Consider the following 1085-nt stretch of genomic DNA (forward strand, 5'->3'; position numbering starts at 1 on the left):
GGCCCGAACAGGGCAATGGCGAGCACGAGATTAATAAATAGAAGTTGCCGGCGACTGAGCAAAGCCACGGTAATCCAAGAACCAAAATGGAGAGGGGAAGCTCTGAGACCTCAAAGGCCGCGATCAATTCCCGGCTACCACGGCCGCGATTGATCCTGACCCGCGTCGAATAGAGCTTCCCCTCCCACTTCCCCAGCCTAGGCGGCCCGATGGCTGCTCCGCAAGAAGCAGGGATGCCGGAATGTTATCTAACCGTTGCCCGCAGACCCATGCGAACAGCAGCCAGATACTTGTTCTTCTCAGCCAAACCCAGCTTCGAGGTAGTTGCGACGGTGTCCACTGGAGTAAAACCGACGCCAGCTAACCTGCGGGGGCAATGGTGGCGGGTGATGCGTCCGCGCGGCTGGCTCAGGCGGCATGTCGCGCCCGAGTTGGGGTCATCGCAACTGACGGAGTGGACGTCGGCGCCGATGAGATCTCCGGCACGGTCTACGTGTTCCGGCCACGGTCCACCGAGCGATCAAGCTCGTTCGATAGAAAGCAGAAGCCTTTCGCTGCCTATAAGAAAAAGGCCCGGCTTGCGCCGGGCCTTCCTTGGAGACGTAGAGAGACTTGGACGATCAGAAGTCCATGCCGCCCATGCCGCCGCCGCCCGGCATAGCCGGCATGGCGTCCTTCTTCGGCAGCTCGGCGATCATCGCTTCGGTGGTGATCAGCAGGCCGGCGATCGAAGCCGCGTCCTGGATCGCCGTGCGCACGACCTTGGTCGGGTCGATAATGCCGGCCTTGACCAGATCGCCGTACTCACCGGTCTGGGCATTGTAGCCGTAGGCGTAGTCCTTCGACTCGAGCAGCTTGCCGACCACGACTGCGCCGTCATCACCGGCGTTGTCCACGATCTGCTTGGCCGGGGCCATGATCGCCTTGCGGACGATCTCGATGCCGGTCTTCTGGTCGTCGTTCTGGGTCTTGATCGACTTGACGGTCTGGAGCGCGCGCAGGAGCGCCACGCCGCCACCCGGCAGGATGCCTTCTTCKACCGCAGCGCGGGTCGCGTTCAGGGCATCGTCGACGCGGTCCTTCTT

1 protein-coding gene is annotated in these 1085 nt (G+C 62.3%); it reads right to left on the reverse strand.

From position 1 onward, the window contains the following. Positions 1–620: 620 nt before the first annotated feature. The coding region (locus tag AC1DJT_RS36870) for a TCP-1/cpn60 chaperonin family protein (protein ID WP_476836081.1) at positions 621–1085 on the reverse strand (465 nt) is incomplete at its 5' end.

The sequence above is a fragment of the Allobosea sp. 05T422_2 genome, from assembly GCF_056396265.1.